The 18,712-nt window shown below is 62.4% G+C and carries 22 protein-coding genes; 3 read left to right on the top strand and 19 right to left on the bottom strand.

Annotated features, from left to right (window positions below; all coding sequences use genetic code 11):
• Positions 1 to 84: 84 nt before the first annotated feature.
• From hemW to KEM63_RS16080, 6 genes are all read right to left on the bottom strand, one after another.
• Complete coding sequence (hemW, locus tag KEM63_RS16105) at positions 85 to 1,302, bottom strand: radical SAM family heme chaperone HemW (protein ID WP_223653451.1); 1,218 nt, start codon at positions 1,300 to 1,302, stop codon at positions 85 to 87.
• 96 nt (positions 1,303 to 1,398) lie between these two features.
• Positions 1,399 to 2,004, bottom strand: coding sequence for an RdgB/HAM1 family non-canonical purine NTP pyrophosphatase (gene rdgB, locus KEM63_RS16100; RefSeq protein ID WP_223653449.1), 606 nt, complete (start codon positions 2,002 to 2,004; stop codon positions 1,399 to 1,401).
• The gene (locus tag KEM63_RS16095) at positions 1,997 to 2,440 is read right to left on the bottom strand and encodes a DUF4426 domain-containing protein (RefSeq protein WP_223653446.1); all 444 of its coding nucleotides are present in this window, start codon (positions 2,438 to 2,440) and stop codon (positions 1,997 to 1,999) included. The genes rdgB and KEM63_RS16095 overlap by 8 nt, the downstream gene beginning before the upstream one ends.
• A gap of 12 nt (positions 2,441 to 2,452) precedes the next feature.
• Positions 2,453 to 3,043, bottom strand: coding sequence for a methionine biosynthesis protein MetW (gene metW, locus KEM63_RS16090; RefSeq protein WP_223655899.1), 591 nt, complete (start codon positions 3,041 to 3,043; stop codon positions 2,453 to 2,455).
• 2 nt (positions 3,044 to 3,045) lie between these two features.
• Positions 3,046 to 4,188, bottom strand: a complete 1,143-nt coding sequence (gene metX, locus KEM63_RS16085) for a homoserine O-succinyltransferase MetX (protein ID WP_223653444.1) — start codon at positions 4,186 to 4,188, stop codon at positions 3,046 to 3,048.
• A 101-nt stretch (positions 4,189 to 4,289) separates the two neighbouring features.
• On the bottom strand, positions 4,290 to 4,583 hold the full coding sequence (locus KEM63_RS16080) for a DUF167 family protein (protein WP_223653442.1): 294 nt from the start codon (positions 4,581 to 4,583) through the stop codon (positions 4,290 to 4,292).
• A gap of 93 nt (positions 4,584 to 4,676) precedes the next feature.
• Between KEM63_RS16080 and KEM63_RS16075 the strand changes: the two genes are divergently transcribed.
• Entirely contained in the window at positions 4,677 to 5,654 is a 978-nt protein-coding gene (locus KEM63_RS16075) for a sulfite exporter TauE/SafE family protein (RefSeq protein WP_223653440.1), read from the top strand.
• A gap of 12 nt (positions 5,655 to 5,666) precedes the next feature.
• On the opposite strand, the gene KEM63_RS16070 is transcribed toward KEM63_RS16075, so the two are convergent.
• From KEM63_RS16070 to KEM63_RS16060, 3 genes are read right to left on the bottom strand one after another with little or no spacing between them, the layout of a single operon-like run.
• Positions 5,667 to 6,257: a YggT family protein gene (locus KEM63_RS16070; protein WP_223653438.1), complete on the bottom strand. Its 591-nt coding sequence runs from the start codon at positions 6,255 to 6,257 to the stop codon at positions 5,667 to 5,669.
• 10 nt (positions 6,258 to 6,267) lie between these two features.
• Positions 6,268 to 7,086, bottom strand: coding sequence for a pyrroline-5-carboxylate reductase (proC, locus tag KEM63_RS16065; protein ID WP_223653436.1), 819 nt, complete (start codon positions 7,084 to 7,086; stop codon positions 6,268 to 6,270).
• 5 nt (positions 7,087 to 7,091) lie between these two features.
• Positions 7,092 to 7,793, bottom strand: a complete 702-nt coding sequence (locus tag KEM63_RS16060; protein WP_223653434.1) for a YggS family pyridoxal phosphate-dependent enzyme — start codon at positions 7,791 to 7,793, stop codon at positions 7,092 to 7,094.
• Positions 7,794 to 7,872: 79 nt separating this feature from the next.
• Here KEM63_RS16060 and KEM63_RS16055 point away from each other — a divergent pair, with 79 nt between their 5' ends.
• Both KEM63_RS16055 and KEM63_RS16050 read left to right on the top strand, forming a co-directional pair.
• Complete coding sequence (locus KEM63_RS16055) at positions 7,873 to 8,907, top strand: type IV pilus twitching motility protein PilT (protein WP_223653432.1); 1,035 nt, start codon at positions 7,873 to 7,875, stop codon at positions 8,905 to 8,907.
• Between the two features lie 60 nt (positions 8,908 to 8,967).
• Positions 8,968 to 10,107 (top strand): PilT/PilU family type 4a pilus ATPase, encoded by a 1,140-nt coding sequence (locus KEM63_RS16050; protein WP_223653428.1) that lies wholly within the window; start codon positions 8,968 to 8,970, stop codon positions 10,105 to 10,107.
• Here the strand turns inward: KEM63_RS16050 and siaD are convergent.
• The 10 genes from siaD to KEM63_RS16000 form a co-directional block, all read right to left on the bottom strand.
• Complete coding sequence (gene siaD, locus KEM63_RS16045) at positions 10,104 to 10,910, bottom strand: biofilm regulation diguanylate cyclase SiaD (RefSeq protein ID WP_223653427.1); 807 nt, start codon at positions 10,908 to 10,910, stop codon at positions 10,104 to 10,106. The genes KEM63_RS16050 and siaD overlap by 4 nt on opposite strands.
• Position 10,911: 1 nt before the next feature.
• Complete coding sequence (siaC, locus tag KEM63_RS16040; protein WP_223653421.1) at positions 10,912 to 11,289, bottom strand: biofilm regulation phosphoprotein SiaC; 378 nt, start codon at positions 11,287 to 11,289, stop codon at positions 10,912 to 10,914.
• Between the two features lie 20 nt (positions 11,290 to 11,309).
• Positions 11,310 to 11,852 (bottom strand): biofilm regulation protein kinase SiaB, encoded by a 543-nt coding sequence (siaB, locus tag KEM63_RS16035; RefSeq protein WP_223653419.1) that lies wholly within the window; start codon positions 11,850 to 11,852, stop codon positions 11,310 to 11,312.
• Between the two features lie 57 nt (positions 11,853 to 11,909).
• Entirely contained in the window at positions 11,910 to 13,901 is a 1,992-nt protein-coding gene (gene siaA, locus KEM63_RS16030; protein ID WP_223653417.1) for a biofilm regulation protein phosphatase SiaA, read from the bottom strand.
• 38 nt (positions 13,902 to 13,939) lie between these two features.
• Positions 13,940 to 15,223 carry a dihydroorotase gene (locus tag KEM63_RS16025; protein ID WP_223653415.1) on the bottom strand — a complete coding sequence of 428 codons (1,284 nt, stop codon included), beginning with the start codon at positions 15,221 to 15,223 and terminating at the stop codon, positions 13,940 to 13,942.
• Positions 15,223 to 16,218: an aspartate carbamoyltransferase catalytic subunit gene (locus KEM63_RS16020; RefSeq protein ID WP_223653413.1), complete on the bottom strand. Its 996-nt coding sequence runs from the start codon at positions 16,216 to 16,218 to the stop codon at positions 15,223 to 15,225. The genes KEM63_RS16025 and KEM63_RS16020 overlap by 1 nt, the downstream gene beginning before the upstream one ends.
• 7 nt (positions 16,219 to 16,225) lie before the next feature.
• Entirely contained in the window at positions 16,226 to 16,729 is a 504-nt protein-coding gene (gene pyrR, locus KEM63_RS16015) for a bifunctional pyr operon transcriptional regulator/uracil phosphoribosyltransferase PyrR (RefSeq protein WP_223655898.1), read from the bottom strand.
• Entirely contained in the window at positions 16,729 to 17,166 is a 438-nt protein-coding gene (gene ruvX / locus KEM63_RS16010) for a Holliday junction resolvase RuvX (RefSeq protein ID WP_223653411.1), read from the bottom strand. Before ruvX ends, pyrR begins: the two co-directional genes overlap by 1 nt.
• Positions 17,166 to 17,735, bottom strand: coding sequence for a YqgE/AlgH family protein (locus tag KEM63_RS16005; RefSeq protein ID WP_223653409.1), 570 nt, complete (start codon positions 17,733 to 17,735; stop codon positions 17,166 to 17,168). The genes ruvX and KEM63_RS16005 overlap by 1 nt, the downstream gene beginning before the upstream one ends.
• 75 nt (positions 17,736 to 17,810) lie before the next feature.
• The gene (locus tag KEM63_RS16000; RefSeq protein WP_223653408.1) at positions 17,811 to 18,710 is read right to left on the bottom strand and encodes an energy transducer TonB; all 900 of its coding nucleotides are present in this window, start codon (positions 18,708 to 18,710) and stop codon (positions 17,811 to 17,813) included.
• Positions 18,711 to 18,712 lie beyond the last annotated feature (2 nt).

Raw genomic sequence — 18,712 nt, 5'->3', positions numbered from 1 at the left:
CTGTACGGGTCGCATATGGCACCGCGCAAGCACGCAGCGGACCCGTGAATGATAGGACATCGTTCGCCGGAGGCGGGGCGATGCCTAGAGAAACATCTCCAGCAGGTCGTTCAGAAACAGCCGGCCACGCTCGGTGGGCCGCAACTGTACCTGCCATGGTTCGAGCAACCCGCGTTCCACGGCGAGATCCAGCTTTGCGGCGACTGTTTCGAGCGGCTGCCCGGTACGCTCGCCGTAGAGACGGCTCGGCACGCCGTCGACCAGTCGCAGGGCATTCATCAGGAAATCGAATGGCAGCTCCTGGCCGGCGATTGTCTTGCTGCCGGCAGCGAACGCCTTGGCAGGATCCAGGTAGTCGCGGGGCAGACGCGTTTTCCAGTATCGCTCGACCGCACCGTCGGCGCGGGTAAGCTTGCCATGCGCGCCAGCGCCGATGCCGAGAAAATCGCCGTATTGCCAGTAGTTGAGATTGTGCCGCGCGCGACGGCCGCTGAGCGCGTAGGCCGATATTTCGTACTGCTGCAGTCCGGCCGCAGCCAGTTGCGCCTGCCCGGCCTCCTGGATGTCCCAGAGAATGTCATCCTCCGGCAGCACGGGCGGCTTGCTGTAGAACACGGTGTTGGGCTCGAGGGTGAGCTGGTACCACGACAGGTGTTCGGGACCCAATTCGATGGCCTGAGCAATATCGGCCAGCGCCTGATCGACGGTCTGACCGGGTAGCCCATGCATGAGATCGAGGTTGAGGTTGTCGAAACCCGCACGCCTCGCCATGTCCACCGCGCGCAGGGCTTCGGCGTCATCATGGATGCGGCCGAGCGCTTTGAGATGCCCGGCGTTGAAGCTCTGGATGCCGATTGACAGGCGATTGATGCCGGCCGCTCGGTAGCCGGCAAATTTTTCCTGCTCGAAGGTGCCGGGGTTCGCTTCGAGGGTGATTTCGATATCCGCAGCGAAGGACAGGCGATCCTCCAGTGCGTGGAGGATTCTGCCCAGGCTGGCGGCGGAGAACAGGCTCGGCGTGCCGCCGCCGAAGAAGATCGAAGCAAGCGGCCGGGACTCGCCGCCGATCAGCTGCTGATCAAGGTCTGCAATGAGCGCATCGACATACTCGGTTTCAGGCAGGCCGGTGGCCGATGTATGCGAGTTGAAGTCGCAATACGGGCATTTCTTCACGCACCAGGGTATGTGGACGTATGCCGCCAGCGGCGGCGACACCGCTGGCTGAAGGCTGGAGGCTGAAGGCTGAAGGGCGCGGGAGTTATGCACCTCTGCCGAGCCCGGAGAACGCGTGGAGACCGTCATGACACTTCAAGGCCTTTCATGTGCAGCCCCCTGACGACAGCGGGAAGGGCGGCAGACTCGCCTTCCAGCCTCCAGCCTCCAGCCTCCAGCCTGTGCTCATGCCAATCCCAGCCGCTCGCGCAGCCGCTGCATCGCCCGGGCGCGGTGGCTCATGCCGTTCTTCTCGGCGGCGGTCAGTTCCGCGCTGGCGCGACCGGCCTCAGGCACCCAGAACAGCGGGTCGTAACCGAAGCCGTTGGTGCCGCGTGGCTCGCTCAGGATGCGGCCTTCCCAGACGCCTTCGCAGATGATCGGTGTCGGATCGTCGGCATGGTGCAGTAGCGCCAGCACACAGATGAATCGAGCGCCGCGCTGATCGTCCGGCAGCCCGCGGAGCTCGTCCATCAGCTTGACGTTGTTGGCCGCGTCACCGCCGAAGGCATAGCGGGCGGAATAGATCCCCGGCGCGCCGCCAAGTGCATCGACTGCCAGACCGGAATCGTCTGCCAGAGCCGGTAGCCCCGAGGCACGCGCCGCATGACGGGCCTTGATCAGGGCGTTTTCCACGAAGGTAAGTCCGGTTTCCTCGGCCTCCTCCTGGACGAACCGGCTCTGCGGCAGAACCTCGACCGCGTTGCCGAGCATGGCCTGCAGTTCGGCGAGCTTGCCGGTGTTGCCACTGGCAAGCACGAGTTTGTCGAAGGGCAGTACAGGGTCACTCATCGGGATGAAATTCCTGTTGAAAGCGCAAGGTATGAACCGGGGCGCCTTTCTCGGCCTGCACGTTCACTTCGAAGCGCAGCACACCGCGTTGTGCGGCGGTGTAGTTGGCCACGAAATAGATCGCTTCATCTTCCTGGATACGTATGAACTCGATCGGAGCGCTTTGTTGCAGCAGGTTGCTCACGGTTCCGCTGACGCGGGCGTCCACCGGAATCTTGCCCTCCCTGGTGTCCCGCTGGACCAGCAGAGTGATCACCCCGTGGGTGGGTCCCCGGGAGAGCCCGGCGTTGGCCGCGATCTCAGGTTCCAGATAGCTGCTGTTGAGCAGATTGTAATGCACCAGCAGGTCGCCGAAACGCTGCGGGTTCGATTGTGCCTGGCCCAGCACCGTGGCGGAGGCAAGCAGCAGTAGACAGCCGATCATCTTGCGTAACATGACACTTCCTCTTTAGCGGGTAACTCGGTAGATCGCCACCTCACCCAGCAGGTTCGGCCACAGGGTTGTGATCCGGCTGCTGCGGTGAGTCTGGTCGACCACCAAACGGTCGAGAATCTGAATGTTACGGCTGCGGCACAGGTCTTCGAAGTCCTGAAATGTACAGAAATGAATGTTCGGTGTGTTGTACCAAGTGTAGGGCATGAACTCCGATACCGGCATCCGCCCCTTGGTTCCGAGATAGAACCGGCACCGCCAGTGAGCGAAGTTGGGAAATGTAATGATCGCCTCGTGCCCGATACGCAGCATGTCCTCGATGACGCGGTCCGGGTAGTGCAACGCCTGCAGCGACTGGGTCATGACTACCGTATCGAAACTGCCGTCGGCGAAGTTGTCGAGACTGTGATCGAGATTCTGCTCGATGACGCTCAGGCCTGCTTCGATGCAGCGATTGATCTTGTCCGGATCGATTTCCAGACCGTATCCCTGTACTGACCTGTGGTCGCGCAGGAAGCGCAGCAGCTCACCCACGCCGCAGCCAAGGTCAAGGACGCGGCTCCCGGGCTTGATCCATTGCTGGATGATCTGCAGATCGGCGCGCAGGCTCATTGATCCACCTCGATCTGATTCATGTACCGACTGAGTGCCTCGACGTAGCGGGGGATCGGCAGCAGAAACGCGTCATGCCCCTGGGCGGCGTCGATCTCGACGTAGCTCACTGCCTTGCGCGCCGCCAGCAGACCATTGACCAGCTCGCGCGAGCGGGCCGGAGAAAACCGCCAGTCGGTAGTGAAGGAAATCACCAGAAAGCGCGCCTGTACCGGTTCGAGCGTGAGCGCGAGATTGCCACCATGTGCCTCGGCTGGATCGAAATAGTCCAGCGCCTTGGTCATCAACAGATAGGTGTTGGCGTCGAAGCGTCCGGAAAACTCCTGGCCCTGATAGCGCAGATAGCTCTCGACCTGGAATTCGACGCTGGTGAAGTCATAGTTGAGCCGGTCAGTGCGCAGTTCGCGGCCGAATTTCTCGCCCATGGAATCATCGGACAGGTAGGTGATGTGCCCGACCATGCGGGCGAGCATCAGCCCGCGCTTGGGTATCACACCGAACGCAGCGTAGTCGCCGTTATGAAAGTCCGGATCGGTGATGATCGCCTGCCGGGCCACTTCATTGAAGGCGATATTCTGCGCCGACAGCTTGGGAGCGGTGGCAATGGCGACGCAATGCCGTACCCGCTCGGGGTAGCTGATGGTCCACTGCAGGGCCTGCATACCGCCCAGACTGCCGCCTACCACCGCAGCCCAGGCCCGGATGCCAAGCATGTCGGCCAGCCGGGCCTGACTGTTGACCCAGTCTTCCACGGTCAGAATGGGGAAGCTGGCGCCGTAACTCTTGCCCGTCTCCGGATTGGTACTGCACGGGCCGGTCGAGCCGTGACAGCCGCCCAGATTGTTGAGTGACACGACGAAGAATCGGTTGGTATCCAGGGCCTTGCCCGGACCGATGCAGGCGTCCCACCAGCCCGGCTTGCGCTCGTCCTCATCGTGGTAACCGGCGGCGTGATGATGGCCGGACAGGGCATGGCAGATCAAAACGGCATTGCTGCGGCTGGCATTGAGCTCGCCATAGGTTTCGTAGACCAGATCATACCCGGCCAGGTCCCTGCCACACGCCAGGCGCAACGGCTCGGCGAAGGACTGGTACTGCGGGGTGACCAGGCCGACGGAATCAGCGGGAAATCGGGACATCGTGAACCTGTTCCTATAAGGGTTGGCCGGCAGGACCAGGCAGTATTGGCGGCCAACGATCGAGGCGCCAGTCTAAAGAGCGGGGCGGGGCGACGCAATATTCAGCGGCGCGCTATGCCCATTTCCGCCGGCAACCGCGAAGGGCGCCTGATAGCAACCCGCTTGTATCGGCTTTGATCACCCTGTAACAGGCTGACCTGGCCCAGCGGAACGCCAAACGCTTCTGCCAGAAATCGCAAAAGACGCTCGTTGGCCCGGCCATCGACTGGCGGTGCCGCGATCCGGATCTTCAGCCGTGAGCCATGCACGCCGACAATGCCTTCCTGCCTGGCGCCCGGTTGCAGATGGCAATCAATGACAAGCTGGTCAGCGTTCCAGTGATAATGATATTCCACTAAAAGTTATAACCAGATAATTATCTATTCTTTGACGGTATATAACAGGCGACATACGCTGCTCGCCTCGTATGCCATCTTTTCGGTGAAAGCATGAAAATCCGCCATCTCGATACCGCCGACGGCCCGCTCGCTCGCGAGCACTCGGCTCTGGGCCTGCCGCCGGTCGAGCACAGCATAGCCCAGCCGGCCGCCCATCCGCTGCTGCGCGGTGCAATGTGGCTGATCATCTTCGTTCTGGCGGGTCTGGTGGGATACCTCGGATGGCGGCTGTTCCTTGGCGACCATGCCGGATTGACGGCAGGCGACGTGCTGCGCGGTGCGGCAGAAGATCCGGCGTTCTGGAGCGCGCTCGCCGTGGGCTTTTTTGCGCAGGTCATCGACGGCGCCCTGGGAATGGCCTATGGCATTACCGCAACGAGCTTTCTGCTCAGTACCGGCGTCCCACCGGCCGCGGCCAGTGCCAGCGTACACATCGCCGAAGTATTCACCACTGGCCTGTCGGGGGTCGCCCATGCAAAGCTGGGCAATATCGACCGCCGCCTGTTTCTCAAGCTGCTGTTGCCCGGCATGATCGGTGCGGTGATGGGCGCCTACGTCATCACCCAATTCGACGGAGACATGCTCAAGCCGTTCATCTCGGCCTATCTGCTGTTGATGGGCCTGTACATCCTGTGGAAGGCAATCGGTAAAAAGCTGCAGTCACGCAAGGCGCAACATGTAGCCAAGCTGGCTCTGCTTGGCGGCTTTGTAGATTCGGCAGGAGGTGGTGGCTGGGGACCCGTGGTGACATCGACGCTGCTCGGCTCGGGTAGCGATCCGCGGACAACCATAGGGTCGGTGAACTTCGCCGAGTTCTTCCTGACGCTGATCACCGCGGCGTCGTTCATTCTGCTGGCAGGCCAGCCGGATACCTGGCTGCTGGTGTCCGGCCTGGTCCTCGGTGGGCTGTTCGCAGCGCCGTTTGCAGCGCTGTTGTGCCGAGTGCTGCCGGCTCGAGCGCTGCTCTTCGTGGTGGGAGTGCTGATTACCGCAATCAGCGCCTGGAATCTGCTCCAGACGCTGGGTTGAGCGACCCGCTCGTCACAGGGCCAGGGTGAGGCCGCGGGGCATGCCGGTTGCCTGAGCGAGATTGGCGATCAGCAGCATGTCGAGCAGGCGCAGGGCAATAAAGGCAAAGATCGGCGACAGATCCAGGCCGCCCAGTGAGGGCAGGATCTTGCGGATCGGCGCCAGTACCGGCTCGCAAACCTGATGAACCAGCTGGGCTGCGGGATTGTGGCTGTTCGGCGCGACCCAGGAAAGAATCACGCTGATGATCAGTGCAAAGAAAAACACCTTGAGAAACAGCGCCGTCACGCCGACCAGCGACCATACCAGCAACTGCAGGATGCCGGGCAGTGCGTAGCCCATCAGCTTGACGATAATCGTCATCAGGACCAGCTGCACGATGATAGCCAGCACCAGCGAGGCGAAGTCGATGCCCTTGAAACCCGGAATGACCTTGCGCAGGGGGAACACCAGCGGCTGGGTGGCGCGCACGATGAACTGCGACAGCGGGTTGTAGAAGTCGGCGCGTACCAGTTGAAAGATGAAGCGCAGCAGTACGATCAGCAGGTACAGGCTGCCAAGTGTCTGTACGACGTATACGGCAGCCATGTTCAGGTTGTTCATGTTGTATTCCTTACGCGAGTTCCCGGGACAGTTCGGCACCACGGGCGGCAGCGGCCTGCATGCCCCGGGCGATGATCTCCGGGAAGCCATCCCGGGCAAAACTGTTGATGGCCTGTTCGGTCGTGCCACCGGGCGAGCTGACCCGGCGACGCAGCTCGGCAGCGTCCACGTCGCTGTGCACCGCCATGTCCGCGGCACCGAGCGCCGTGAACAGCGTCAGACGCTCTGCTGTTTCACGCGGCAAGCCAAGCTTTTCGCCTGCGGCGGTCATCGCCTCGATCAGATAGAAGAAGTACGCCGGCCCGCTGCCGGAAACAGCGGTCACCGCGTCGATCTGCGCCTCGTCATCCAGCCAGAGGCTGATACCCACGGCGTTGAGGATGTTCTCGGCCTGCTGCTTCTGCTCATCACTGACCCGGCCTGTGGCGAACAGGCCGGACACGCCTTGGCGTCGCAGCGAAGGCGTATTCGGCATGCAGCGTACCAGCGCCGTGCCTGCGCCAAGCCATTGCTCCAGGCTTTCGCAGGAAATGCCCGCAGCGATGGAAATGATCAGCTGACCACTCTTGCGCTCGGTCGGCAGCGCGCGACATACCGCCTGCATGACCTGGGGCTTGACTGCCAACACCAGCACGTCGCACTGGCGCGCCAGCTCGGCGTTGTCGCTGCTGGTACGGATGCCGAACTGTCTGGCGAGCTTGTCGCATTGCTCGGCGCTGTGATCGCTGGCCATGATGCGAGAGGCCTTGATGTTCTGCTGCAGCATGCCGCCGATCAGGCTGGTGGCCATGTTGCCGGCGCCGATAAAACCAATATGCGGAGCGCTCATGAAAACTATCCTTGCTCGTGTTTGATAGTGGGGTAGTCGCGCTCGCCGAACAGGGCTGTGCCGATGCGGACGATGGTCGCGCCTTCCTGCACCGCTTCGGTGAGGTCGTCGGTCATGCCCATCGACAGCGTGTCCAGCGGTATGTCGAGGCTGTTCATCAGCTCGCGCAGCGCAGCCAGCGGCGCCCGTTTGCCGGCGCCGTCGTCAGCCGGTGCAGGGATTGCCATCAGCCCGCGGAGCCTCAGATTGGGCAGTTCGGCCACCTCTGCAGCGAGTGCAGCGACGCCCTCCGGCAGCACGCCGGACTTGCTCGCTTCACGACTGATGTTGACTTGCAGGCAGATGTTGAGCGGGGGAAGGTGTGCGGGACGCTGCTCGGAGAGACGCCTGGCCACCTTTATACGGTCGACACTATGCACCCAGTGGAAGTGTTCGGCGATGGGTTTGGTTTTGTTCGACTGGATTGGCCCGATGAAATGCCAGATCAACGGCAGCTCGTCTAGTTGCGCTATCTTGTCGAGCGCTTCCTGCAGATAATTCTCGCCGAAATCGCGGACGCCGGCAGCCCAGGCATCACGGATGGCACTGGCCGGGCGGGTCTTGCTGACGGCCATCAGAACCACCGAATTCGCCGGTCGCTCGGACGCGACAACAGCACGGTGAATCCGTTCACGAACGTTTGCAATATTCTCTGCTATCGTGGACATTACTGTCGTTAGACACCTTGCCAATCGAATGTAACCTGCCCCGCATTCTACATGCTCGCAGGACGCAATGGGGAACCCAATGGATATTACCGAGTTGTTGGCCTTCAGCGCCAAGCAGGGCGCGTCGGACTTGCATCTTTCGGCAGGATTGCCGCCCATGATTCGTGTGGATGGCGACGTGCGTCGGATCAACGTGCCGGCCATGGAGCACAAGCAGGTGCATGCGCTGATCTACGACATCATGAACGACAAGCAGCGCAAGGACTTCGAGGAATTCCTCGAGACCGACTTCTCTTTCGAAGTCCCTGGCGTGGCCCGCTTCCGCGTCAATGCCTTCAACCAGAATCGCGGTGCCGGCGCCGTCTTCCGGACCATTCCTTCCAAGGTCCTGACCATGGAAGACCTGGGCATGGGTGACGTGTTCAAGAAGATTTCCGACGTGCCACGCGGTCTGGTGCTGGTGACCGGGCCGACCGGTTCGGGCAAGTCGACGACGCTGGCGGCGATGCTCGACTACATCAACAGCACCAAATATCACCACATCCTGACCATCGAAGACCCGATCGAGTTCGTTCACGAATCGAAGAAGTGTCTGGTCAACCAGCGTGAAGTCCACAAGGACACCCTGGGCTTCGCCGAGGCACTGCGTTCAGCTCTGCGGGAAGACCCGGACATCATCCTCGTCGGCGAGATGCGCGACCTGGAAACCATCCGCCTGGCGCTGACCGCAGCGGAAACCGGGCACCTGGTGTTCGGCACGCTGCACACCACCTCGGCAGCCAAGACCATCGACCGCGTGGTCGACGTGTTCCCCGGTGATGAAAAGTCAATGGTGCGATCCATGTTGTCCGAATCCCTGCAAGCGGTCGTGTCGCAGACCCTGCTGAAGAAGATCGGTGGCGGACGGGTGGCTGCCCATGAAATCATGATCGGCACCCCGGCGATTCGTAACCTGATCCGCGAAGACAAGGTGGCGCAGATGTATTCGGCCATCCAGACTGGCGGCAACATCGGCATGCAGACCCTCGACATGTGTCTCAAGAGCCTCGTGGCCAAGGGGCTGGTCAGCAAGGACGCGGCGCGCGAGAAAGCCAAGAGCGCCGATAGCCTGTAATCACATTCAGTACAGCTGAGCCGGCGCCGGACAGCGCCGTCGCAGAAGCAGAGGGATAGCATGGAGTTCGAAAAGCTGTTGCGCCTGATGGTCGAGAAGGGCGCCTCCGACCTGTTTATCACTGCCGGCGTCGCGCCGAGTATGAAGGTTAACGGCAAGATCCTGCCGGTGACCAAGACTCCGCTCTCCCCCGAACAGACCCGTGAAACCGTGCTCGGCGTGATGACCGAGGCGCAGCGTCGCGAGTTCGCCGACAAGCGCGAGTGCAACTTCGCGATCAGTGCCCGCGGAATCGGGCGCTTCCGGGTCAGCGCCTTCTACCAGCGCAACCTGGTCGGCATGGTGTTGCGACGTATCGAGGTCAATATTCCCACCATGGAGGATCTGCGCCTGCCGGAGGTCCTCAAGAAACTGGCCATGACCAAGCGCGGCCTGGTGATCTTCGTCGGTGCCACCGGTACCGGCAAGTCGACTTCGCTGGCCTCGATGATCGGCTACCGCAACAAGAATTCCAGCGGCCACATCATCACCATCGAAGACCCGATCGAATTCATTCACCAGCACCAGAATTGCATCGTGACCCAGCGCGAGGTCGGCATCGATACCGACTCGTTCGAAGTTGCGCTGAAGAACACGCTCCGGCAGGCGCCAGACGTAATTCTGATCGGTGAGGTGCGTACTCGCGAGACCATGGATCACGCCGTGGCCTTCGCCGAAACCGGTCACTTGTGTCTGGCTACCCTGCACGCCAACAATGCCAACCAGGCACTTGACCGGATCATTCACTTCTTCCCCACCGAGATGCATCAGCAGGTGTGGATGGACCTTTCGCTGAACCTCAAGGCGATCGTGGCGCAGCAGCTGATCCCGACGCCGGATGGCAAGGGCCGGCGGGCGGCCATTGAAGTGATGCTCAATACCCCGTTGGCGGCCGATCTGATTCGCAAGGGCGACGTGCACGAACTGAAATCGCTGATGGCTCGCTCCAACGAGCTGGGCATGCAGACCTTCGATCAGGCGCTATATCGCCTGTACAGCCAGGGCGAGATCACCTATGAAGACGCGCTGGCCCACGCCGACTCGGCGAACGATCTGCGTCTGATGATCAAGCTGGGATCGGAGACCGATGGCAAGCATCTGATGGGCAACGCGAACAGCGGTTTCGCGCTGGAAGAGGACGACGACATTCGCCGTCGCTAATCGGCCGATGCGGCTCTGCTGGCCTTCTCGAACCGGTTGCGTCCCAGGCGCTTCGCCGCCAGCAGCGCGCTGTCTGCGTGGTTGATGGTATCGGAATAGGTCTCGTCGTCGTGATGTTCGGCGAGCCCCATGCTTACCGTTACCGCAACCGTTTCGGTATGCACTCGTACGTTCAGCCGCTCCACCGCTCCGCGCACCCGGTCCAGTACCACGCCGGCCGATGCCAGGGGCGTCTCCGGCAGCAGCAAGAGAAATTCTTCCCCGCCCCACCGACCGCACAGATCCTGATCGCGTAGCTCCGAGCGCAACACGCGGGCGACCTCGGTCAGTACCTGATCGCCCACTTCATGGCCCCATCTGTCATTGACCTGCTTGAAGTGGTCGATGTCGAGCATGGCGATGCTGAAGGGGTGACGATAACGCCGGAACCGCTCGGATTCTTCACGCAGTCGTTCAAGCATCAACCGGCGGTTGGGCAAGCCGGTCAGAGGGTCGTGCGTGGATGCCTCGCGAAGCGCGAGATTCAGGTCATGCATGATCTTCTGGTAATGGTCGGATATACGCGCGACCTTTTCCAGCTGACGCAACTGTTTGTTGAGGCGTTGCGCGAGACTCATCTCGTTGCGCTTGGCTTCGCTCTGGTAGGCATCGGAAATGCGGCTGATGCGTTCGATACGCCGAGCCATGTCCTGATGTGCTTCCCAGAGTTCAGCCAGTGGTTCGCTCAGAGGGTTCGCCGGCGAGGTCTGGTCCGCCAGCACCCGCCGTATTCGCTCCTCGAGCGCCTCGCGATTGGCTTTCATGTCAGCTGTGACTGACGATCTGGAACGGAAACGTGCAGTCTTCCTTGAACTCTTCAGCCAGTTCGGCGACGCGTTCGTTGCGCTGGTCGTAGAACCAGTCGACGCTCACCGGCTTGCCGTCGCCGTGGGCAGCTTCCAGTGTGTCGAAAATGTCCATCATGGCCTTGATACTGCTCGTATTCAGATACAGCAGGTGCAATTCGAGCTTGAGCGGCCGCTCCTCTTCTCCCAGAAATGCCTCGATCCATTCGAACACCTGGTTGAACAGCTCGTAGGAGTTTTCCGGATAGGAATCACCCTTCATAAACAGCTTGCCTGCTTCCCAGTCACTGCGAATCTCGGGGGTCGACTGGGTGCCGGCAATGGAAAAATCGGTCATGACGGTTTGGCTCATAGCATTCAGATGACAGCGCTCAGGCTGAAGAAGCCCCGACCATCCGGGACGGGTTGAAGGGTGGCTGCCAGTGGCTGGCTTGCCTTGCGGGCGATGTCGATCAGCCCCAGGCCGGCGCCCGTTGGCTTGGCTGCGTCCCGCGGGCGCCGGAGTTGCTCCTTGTAGGCGGACTTGAGCTGCGCCTTGTCGAGCCCGGCAAGCGAGTCGACAGCGTCGAGCAGACGCTGGCCGTCTGTCATCTCGATCAGATTCCCTGCCGAAACGATGTAATGCCCGTCGTCGTCCCGCGAGACCACGACCGTCGCGCCGCCTTCCTGCTCATTCCAGCCCTTGGCGCGAGAATAGTGGCTGATGTTCTGGGTCATCTCGATGTACACCGCGAACACGTCCATGGCCGCCGACGGATGAGCATGATCGGCGGAGAGGTAGTTGCGCAGAGCATTGCCGATCTCTTCGATCAGGCTACGGGTGATCGGCCCGTTGAAGCAGAGCATGATGCGCTGATCGTTGAATCGCTCGCGCATGGCGAACAGATCGATGTTTTCCATTACTGCTCCCGGAAAGGATGCTGGCGGAGTCGAAAGAGCATAGCAGGGCTCGCCTGCTCAATCGAAACGGAAACACAGCATGGTGATGTCGTCTCGCTGAGGATACTCACCCTGGTATCGCGCCAGCGTTTCGCTGAATGCGGCACTCTGTTCGTCCAGCGGCAGCTCGGCGTGCTGACGCAACATGCTGGCGAAGCGGCTGTTACCGAAGCCGAAGCCTCGTTCGCCGCCAGCCTGGTCGAGAAACCCGTCGGTGGCAAGGTAGAAGGTCCGTCCCGGAGAAAGTGCCACAGCCGTGTTCTGGTACTCACCACCCCGTCGGTCGCCGAGAGCTCTGCGCGAGCCGTCGACATGATCCACCTGCTCGCCGTCACTGAAATACAGGGCGATTTTCGCACCCGAGAAGGTGACCTGGCGCTGATCCAGATCAACGTGAGCGAGACCCACGTCCATGTTGGTCGCCACCGAGCGGCGCTGGCCGGAATCGCTGAGCATGTGACGGATGATCTGATCGGTTCGCCGCAGGATCGCCGCCGGGTCATTCAGCGGTTCACTGGACATTGCCTGGTCGAGCGCAGCGTGGGCCAGCATGGTCATCAGCGCGCCCGGCACGCCATGCCCGGCGCAATCGACAACACCGAACAGGCAGGCTCGCTGCGCACTGCGAAAGACGTAGAAGTCACCGCCAACGACATCACGCGGGCGCCAGAGCACAGCGTGATTGTGCCCCACGGCACTTATCAGCTCGCGGTTGGGCAATATCGATCGCTGGATGAGGCTGGCATAGTCGATGGAGTCATCGATTTTCTTGTGCGCCGCGGCCATTTCCTGATTGGCCCGCTCAAGATCGAGCGTGCGCGCCTGGACCCGCTGCTCGAGCTCCTGGGTGTGGCTTCTGACCTTCTGCGCCATCACACCGAAGGCCGTGCTGAGCTCGCCGATTTCATCCGAGCGACCGGCTGGCATGCGCACATCGTAGTCGCCTGCTGCCATGGCTTGCGCGCTGCGCTTGAGCTGCTCCAGAGGACGCAGCAGCAGTCGGTCGATGGCCAGGGCAAAAAGCACGATCAGCACCAGGACGAGGCCGGCCAGGGCAATCAGCAGCGGCACCAGCCAGCGGCTGTCGATGATCTGCGCGCTGCTCAGGTCGACACCGTTGACCACATACCAGCCAAGTTCGGGAATGAAGGCAAGCGCCAGCAGCTGATGGCTGCCGTCAATCGACACGGGGACGATTTCCAGTCGGTCCGGCTGGGATCGGGTGCGCTCCATGGCAACACGCACCGCCTTGCGCTGCGTGTTGTCGGCGAGCAGGCCGAAGAGGCTGTTGTCCGCTTCGGCATCACTGCGCGCTCCGGAGTTCAGCGCAATCAGCGAGCGGTTCTGATGAGCCTGGATCGCGCCTTGCGTGTCGATGATCATGGGGCTCACGCCCGGCTCATCGGTGGCGATGAAATCGCGGATGAACGTTGAGAGATCCACTCCGGAGCCGGCCAGGCCGAGAACCTTCTGATCGTCGGTGACCAGGATATTGAACCAGACCTTGGTCGTGTCGAGCAGTGCGTTGTAATCGACGTTGATGTTGAACGCTTCGGCGTTGCGCAGGGTGGCAAAGAACCAGGAGTCACTGTCCTTGTCCCGGCTCAGGGTGTAACGCGGCTCGCTGCTGGTCGGTTGTTCGTCGCTGTTGAAATAGTAGCCGAGGCTGCCGACGCTGCCGATGAAGTAGGCGTTGTCGCGGAAATCGCGGCGGTAGCGCTCGGCTTCGCGGAAAAACAGCTGGCGCTTCGCGGGGTCCTGTTCATCGTTCAACCACTGGCGAGTGACTTCCGAATCTGCCAGGCGCAGCGATAACGCCAGCTCCCGGGAAATCGGCGCCCGGATGCGCTCACGGCTGAGGAGGGTAGCGTTGCGTGCATAGGCTTCGCCGAAGTGGTCGCGAATGCCCTCAAGGGCGAGCCAGCCGATCAGGGCGGCAGGCACCAGTGCGAGAATGCAGGCGAGCAAAAGCGCCAGAAGCGATTTGCCACGTAGTCCGAACGCCGCCATGGAGAGTCCCTTATGCCCTGACCGCAAAGCGGGCTAATCTAGACGATTTGCTGCGCCTGGTACACCAGTTTTCCCTGACTGAACGTGTGGGTTACCACGCCGGGCGCACCTTCTCCGACGAAAGGACAGTTGCTGCCTCGCGAGAGCCAGTTCTGACCGATCTCGCTGGCCTGAGCCGGGTCGAACAACACGATGTCCGCCACATCGCCGGGCGCCAGTCTGCCAGCGGGCAGCGCCAGCGCCGCAGCCGGTCCGCTGGTCAGACGCGCCAGCACGGCCGGAAGCTCGAGCACGCCGTCGGCGACCAGGTTCAGCGCCAGCGGCAGGAGAATCTCCACGCTGCTGATGCCGGGGGCGGATGCGGCAAAGGGCACGCGTTTGGCTTCCGATTCGTGTGGTCGATGGTGCGAGGAGATGGCCTGCACCACGCCGCTCTTGACCGCTTCGAGCAGAGCTGCACGGTCTGTCGCGCTGCGCAGCGGCGGCTGCACATGTAGCAGGCTTGAGAAGCCCTCGAGTTGTTCGTCGCACAGCAGCAACTGATACATGGCCACGTCGGCGGTGACCGGCAAGCCGCGCGCCTGGGCGTCGGCCAGCATGTCCATGGCACGCGCGCTGCTCAGCCCGCTGAAATGCGCGCGTACGCCGGTCTGCTCTATGAGCAGGAGATCCCGTGACAGTGCCACGGTTTCGGCTGCCTCGGGAATGCCGACCAGGCCAAGCCGTGACGCGGTCGGGCCTTCATGGGCCATGCCGCCTTCCGCCAGATCCGGGTCCTGCGGAGTGAAGATCACCGGCAGGTTGAAGCCCGCCGCGTACTCGAGCGCCCGTCGCAGAATGCGATTGCTCTTCATCGGCGCCAGACCCTGGGTGAAGCCGACACAGCCGGCGTCGCGCAGGGCGACCAGCTCGCTGAGATGCTCGCCATCGAGCCCCCGCGTCAGCGCGCCGATGGGGAATACGCGCACCTGGCCGGCGCGTTCGGTACGGTCGAAGATCAACTCGGCCACCGCCGGCGTATCCAGCACCGGCCGCGTATCCGGTGGGCAGCACAGACTGGTCACGCCGCCGGCTGCTGCAGCGCGGGTTTCGCTGGCGATGGTCCCCTTGTGCGACTGACCGGGCTCGCGCAGGCTGGCGTTGAGATCGACCAGTCCCGGTGCAGCAATCAGCCCTCGGGCGTCGATCACCTGATGCGCGGCGAATCCTTCCGGCGCGGCTCCGATCGCATGCACCAGCCCGTTGTCGAGGTGTATATCGGTAATCTGGTCCAGTTGCGTGGCCGGGTCGATCACCCGGGCGCCTTCGATGGTGACTCGCATCAATGGTTTTCCTGGTTGAGCTGGCGCTGGGTGTTCTGACCGGCCATGGCCATCGACATGACGGCCATGCGCACCGCGATGCCGTAGGTGACCTGGTTGAGGATGACCGACTGCGGACCGTCAGCGACCGCCGATTCGATCTCCACGCCGCGGTTGATCGGTCCGGGATGCATCACCAGAGCGTCCGGACGGGCCAGCGCAAGGGTGTCCGATGTAAGACCGTAAAGGCGGTAGAACTCGCCTTCGCTCGGCAGCAGACCGCTTTGCATACGCTCCTTCTGCAATCGAAGCATGATCACCACGTCGACGTCGCGCAGCCCGACACGCAGGTCGTTGTAGACGGTGACGCCGTACTGCTCGATTCCTACCGGCAGCAGCGTCCTTGGCGCGATGACGCGGATGTCCGGACACCCCAGCGCCTTGAGCGCGAGCATGTTCGAGCGCGCTACGCGCGAGTGCAGGATATCGCCGACGATCGCCACCGACAGGCCAGTGAAGTCGCCCCTGTGCCGGCGGATGGTCAGCATGTCGAGCATCGCCTGCGTCGGGTGCGCGTGATTGCCGTCCCCGGCGTTGATGATCGCGACGTCAGGACAGACGCGTTCGGCAATGAAATGCGCGGCGCCCGAGTCGCCGTGGCGCACGATGAACATGTCCGCCGCCATCGCTTCGAGATTGCGCAGGGTGTCGTACAGCGTTTCGCCCTTGCTGGTCGAGGAGGTGGAGATGTTCAGGTTGAGTACGTCCGCCGAAAGGCGCTTGGCGGCGAGCTCGAAGGTGGTCCGGGTGCGTGTCGAGTTTTCGAAGAACACGTTGCACACGGTCTTGCCGCGGAGCAGCGGCACCTTCTTCACCGCCCGCTCGCCGACCTCCAGGAAGGAGTCGGCGGTGTCGAGCAGCTCGGTGAGAATGTCCCGCGACAGCCCCTCGATCGACAGGAAGTGCCTGAGTTGACCCTGGGCATTGAGTTGCAGATGGCTGGGCTTGGCGATCATGTGTCTCTCATTGGCTCGGGTTCAGGGTCAGCTTGAGCGGCTCGGGGCCCGTCAATTTTACCCGTTGGCCGGGTGGAAGGGCCAGGCTCGCCCCAAGCACATCGGCACGGATCGGCAACTGACGCGCTTCGATATCGAGCAGCGTAACCAGCGTGACCGAGGCCGGCCGGCCATAGTCGAACAGCTCGTTGAGCGCGGCGCGGATGGTACGCCCGGTCATCAGCACGTCGTCGACCAGAACCAGATGGCGATCATCGACGCTGAACGGCAGCTCCGATGGCCTGACCCGCTGCGGGAGTCCGTGCTGCTCGAAGTCGTCGCGATAGAAGGCAATATCCAGCGTGCCCAGTGGCGCATCGGGCAGACAGCGCTGGCGCAGCCGTTCGGCCACCCATACTCCGCCGGTGTGTATGCCGACGAAAGCTATGTTGTCGCGGGCATTGCGTGCGAGGTGCTCATCCAGCGAACGGGCCATGGCGTCGAGCAGCGTGTCGACGTCCGGAAGTGTGATCATGAGTGCTCCGTGGGTTTCTCACCCAGCCAGGTCTGTAACAGCAGCGCCGCAGCCAGCGCGTCGACAGGATCGTCGCGGTAGCTGCTGGGCGTACGGCGGGCGTCGCGCAGCGTCTGCTTGGCCTCGAAGGTCGACAGCCGCTCGTCCACGCAGTGCACTGCAAGGTGATAGCGACCCTCCAGGCGGCGGGCGAACTTCTGCGCCCGTGCGCTCATATCGCTGGGGGTGCCGTCCATGTTCAGCGGCAGCCCGACAACCAGGGCGTCGGGTTTCCACTCATCGATCAGCGCGGCGATCTGCTGCCAGTCAGGTATGCCGTCACGCGCCTTCAGCACGCACAACGGTTGCGCATTTCCGGTCAGCGTCTGGCCGACGGCGACGCCGATCTGGCGCGTACCGTAGTCGAATCCCAGCAGCCTCTGCGGTCGGTCCATCAGGCGTGACCAGCCTGGCTGGTCAGCAGATTCAGGTCTATGCCCAGGCTTTGCGCTGCTGCAGCCAGCCGCTGCTCGCTGGGAACCTGAAACAGGATGTGGTGCTCGGCCGGCACGCTCAGCCAGCAGTTGTCTCCCAGCTCCTGGTCCAGCTGCCCGGCTTCCCAGCCGGCGTAGCCCAGGGCGACGAGTGATTCGTCCGGACCTGCCCCATGTGCCATGTCGACCAGGATATCCCGAGACGTGGTCAGATGCAGTGCCCCGAGATCAAGGCTGGCTTCCCATCGGGTATGGCCGGAATGCAGCACGAAACCGCGCTCTGTCTGCACCGGTCCGCCGTTGTAGACCGGGCGCAGACCCACCGAAGGGGGCACATCCACGTCCGGAGCTGCCTGCTCGATGATGTCCGACAGGTTCAGGCCGCTGAGCTGGTTTATGACGATACCCATCGCACCTTCCTCGCTGTGCTCGCACAGGTAGATCAGGCTGTGAACGAAGCGCGGATCAGCCATGTGCGGCATCGCGATGAGGAAATGATGGGTCAGGTAGGTCGCTGTGGTCTGAGTCATGCGCCTAGTATTGGGGCGAAGCGCGAGCAGAGCAAGGGTGTGATCGGACGCATGTCCGTTGCTGCGCAACCTGTCTCAGAAGCTCGAGACGCGGTCGCCCCGCTCGAAGCGCCAGGTACGGATGATCTCCAGTACATCGACATCGATCAGGTCGCCGGTGAATGGGGCGTAGGGGGCGGCCAGGCGCACGATGCGCAGCGCGGCATTGTCCAGCACGGTGTGTCCAGAGCTCTCGAGGATGCGCACTTCGCGCAGCGTTCCGTCGCGGTTGATGGCGACCAGCATGCGCAGGCTGCCATAGATGCGCTGGTCGCGAGCCTCGGCAGGGTAGTTCTGGTTGCCGACGCGTTCGACCTTGCGCCGCCAGGCATCCTTGTAATAGGCACCCTTGTCCTGCATCGTCGAGGCGGCGTTGAGCCGATGAACACGCGGGCGCTTGGCGTAGAGCTGGCGTTCTTCTGCCAGTTGGGCCTCGAGGCTGGCAATTTCCTGCGAGAGGCGCGACATGTCGAAGCGTTGCGCGGGGCTAGGTGCCTCCACCGGGTCGGGTATCTCGGGTGCGCGACGGACGCGGTCGGGGGAGGCTGCGCTGGTGGTGACGATCTGTTTGGGCTGAACCGGCTCGGGCGGTGGTGCGCTGGCTTCCTGTGCCGGCGTTACCTGATTGATCTCGCTGTCCTGCAGTTCGGCCTCTTCCGTGGTACTCGGTGCGGCCTTCTCGTCCAGCGTGCCACTGCCCTCCTGATTGACCTGGGCAAGATAGTCGGCCTGCTCGGGAGTCTGCTCGCTGGGTTGTGTAGCCAGGGTGATTTCCAGCGCACGCGACAGCTCGCTGGGTGTTGGCAGGTCAAAGGTCACGCCGAGAATCAGCAGGGCGTGCAGAACTGCCGCCAGAAACAGGGTGAATCCGAGGCGGTCGCGGGGTGTCACGGTAGGGGTAACAGGCGCGGCGGTGACTGTTGCTGCTGTATTCATGC

The organism is Halopseudomonas nanhaiensis (assembly GCF_020025155.1).
In the GTDB taxonomy this organism is placed as follows: domain Bacteria; phylum Pseudomonadota; class Gammaproteobacteria; order Pseudomonadales; family Pseudomonadaceae; genus Halopseudomonas; species Halopseudomonas nanhaiensis.
The sequence above is the reverse complement of the archived record's forward strand: the minus strand, read 5'-3'. Positions and strand labels throughout refer to the sequence as shown.

Coding starts and splice junctions, on each gene's coding strand:
- hemW (WP_223653451.1), bottom strand. CDS start 1,302: ATGACGGTCTCCACGCGTTCTCCGGGCTCGGCAGAGGTGCATAACTCC.
- rdgB (WP_223653449.1), bottom strand. CDS start 2,004: ATGAGTGACCCTGTACTGCCCTTCGACAAACTCGTGCTTGCCAGTGGC.
- KEM63_RS16095 (WP_223653446.1), bottom strand. CDS start 2,440: ATGTTACGCAAGATGATCGGCTGTCTACTGCTGCTTGCCTCCGCCACG.
- metX (WP_223653444.1), bottom strand. CDS start 4,188: ATGTCCCGATTTCCCGCTGATTCCGTCGGCCTGGTCACCCCGCAGTAC.
- KEM63_RS16075 (WP_223653440.1), top strand. CDS start 4,677: ATGAAAATCCGCCATCTCGATACCGCCGACGGCCCGCTCGCTCGCGAG.
- KEM63_RS16070 (WP_223653438.1), bottom strand. CDS start 6,257: ATGAACAACCTGAACATGGCTGCCGTATACGTCGTACAGACACTTGGC.
- proC (WP_223653436.1), bottom strand. CDS start 7,086: ATGAGCGCTCCGCATATTGGTTTTATCGGCGCCGGCAACATGGCCACC.
- KEM63_RS16060 (WP_223653434.1), bottom strand. CDS start 7,793: ATGTCCACGATAGCAGAGAATATTGCAAACGTTCGTGAACGGATTCAC.
- KEM63_RS16055 (WP_223653432.1), top strand. CDS start 7,873: ATGGATATTACCGAGTTGTTGGCCTTCAGCGCCAAGCAGGGCGCGTCG.
- KEM63_RS16050 (WP_223653428.1), top strand. CDS start 8,968: ATGGAGTTCGAAAAGCTGTTGCGCCTGATGGTCGAGAAGGGCGCCTCC.
- siaD (WP_223653427.1), bottom strand. CDS start 10,910: ATGAAAGCCAATCGCGAGGCGCTCGAGGAGCGAATACGGCGGGTGCTG.
- siaC (WP_223653421.1), bottom strand. CDS start 11,289: ATGACCGATTTTTCCATTGCCGGCACCCAGTCGACCCCCGAGATTCGC.
- siaB (WP_223653419.1), bottom strand. CDS start 11,852: ATGGAAAACATCGATCTGTTCGCCATGCGCGAGCGATTCAACGATCAG.
- siaA (WP_223653417.1), bottom strand. CDS start 13,901: ATGGCGGCGTTCGGACTACGTGGCAAATCGCTTCTGGCGCTTTTGCTC.
- KEM63_RS16025 (WP_223653415.1), bottom strand. CDS start 15,223: ATGCGAGTCACCATCGAAGGCGCCCGGGTGATCGACCCGGCCACGCAA.
- KEM63_RS16020 (WP_223653413.1), bottom strand. CDS start 16,218: ATGATCGCCAAGCCCAGCCATCTGCAACTCAATGCCCAGGGTCAACTC.
- ruvX (WP_223653411.1), bottom strand. CDS start 17,166: ATGGACCGACCGCAGAGGCTGCTGGGATTCGACTACGGTACGCGCCAG.
- KEM63_RS16005 (WP_223653409.1), bottom strand. CDS start 17,735: ATGACTCAGACCACAGCGACCTACCTGACCCATCATTTCCTCATCGCG.
- KEM63_RS16000 (WP_223653408.1), bottom strand. CDS start 18,710: ATGAATACAGCAGCAACAGTCACCGCCGCGCCTGTTACCCCTACCGTG.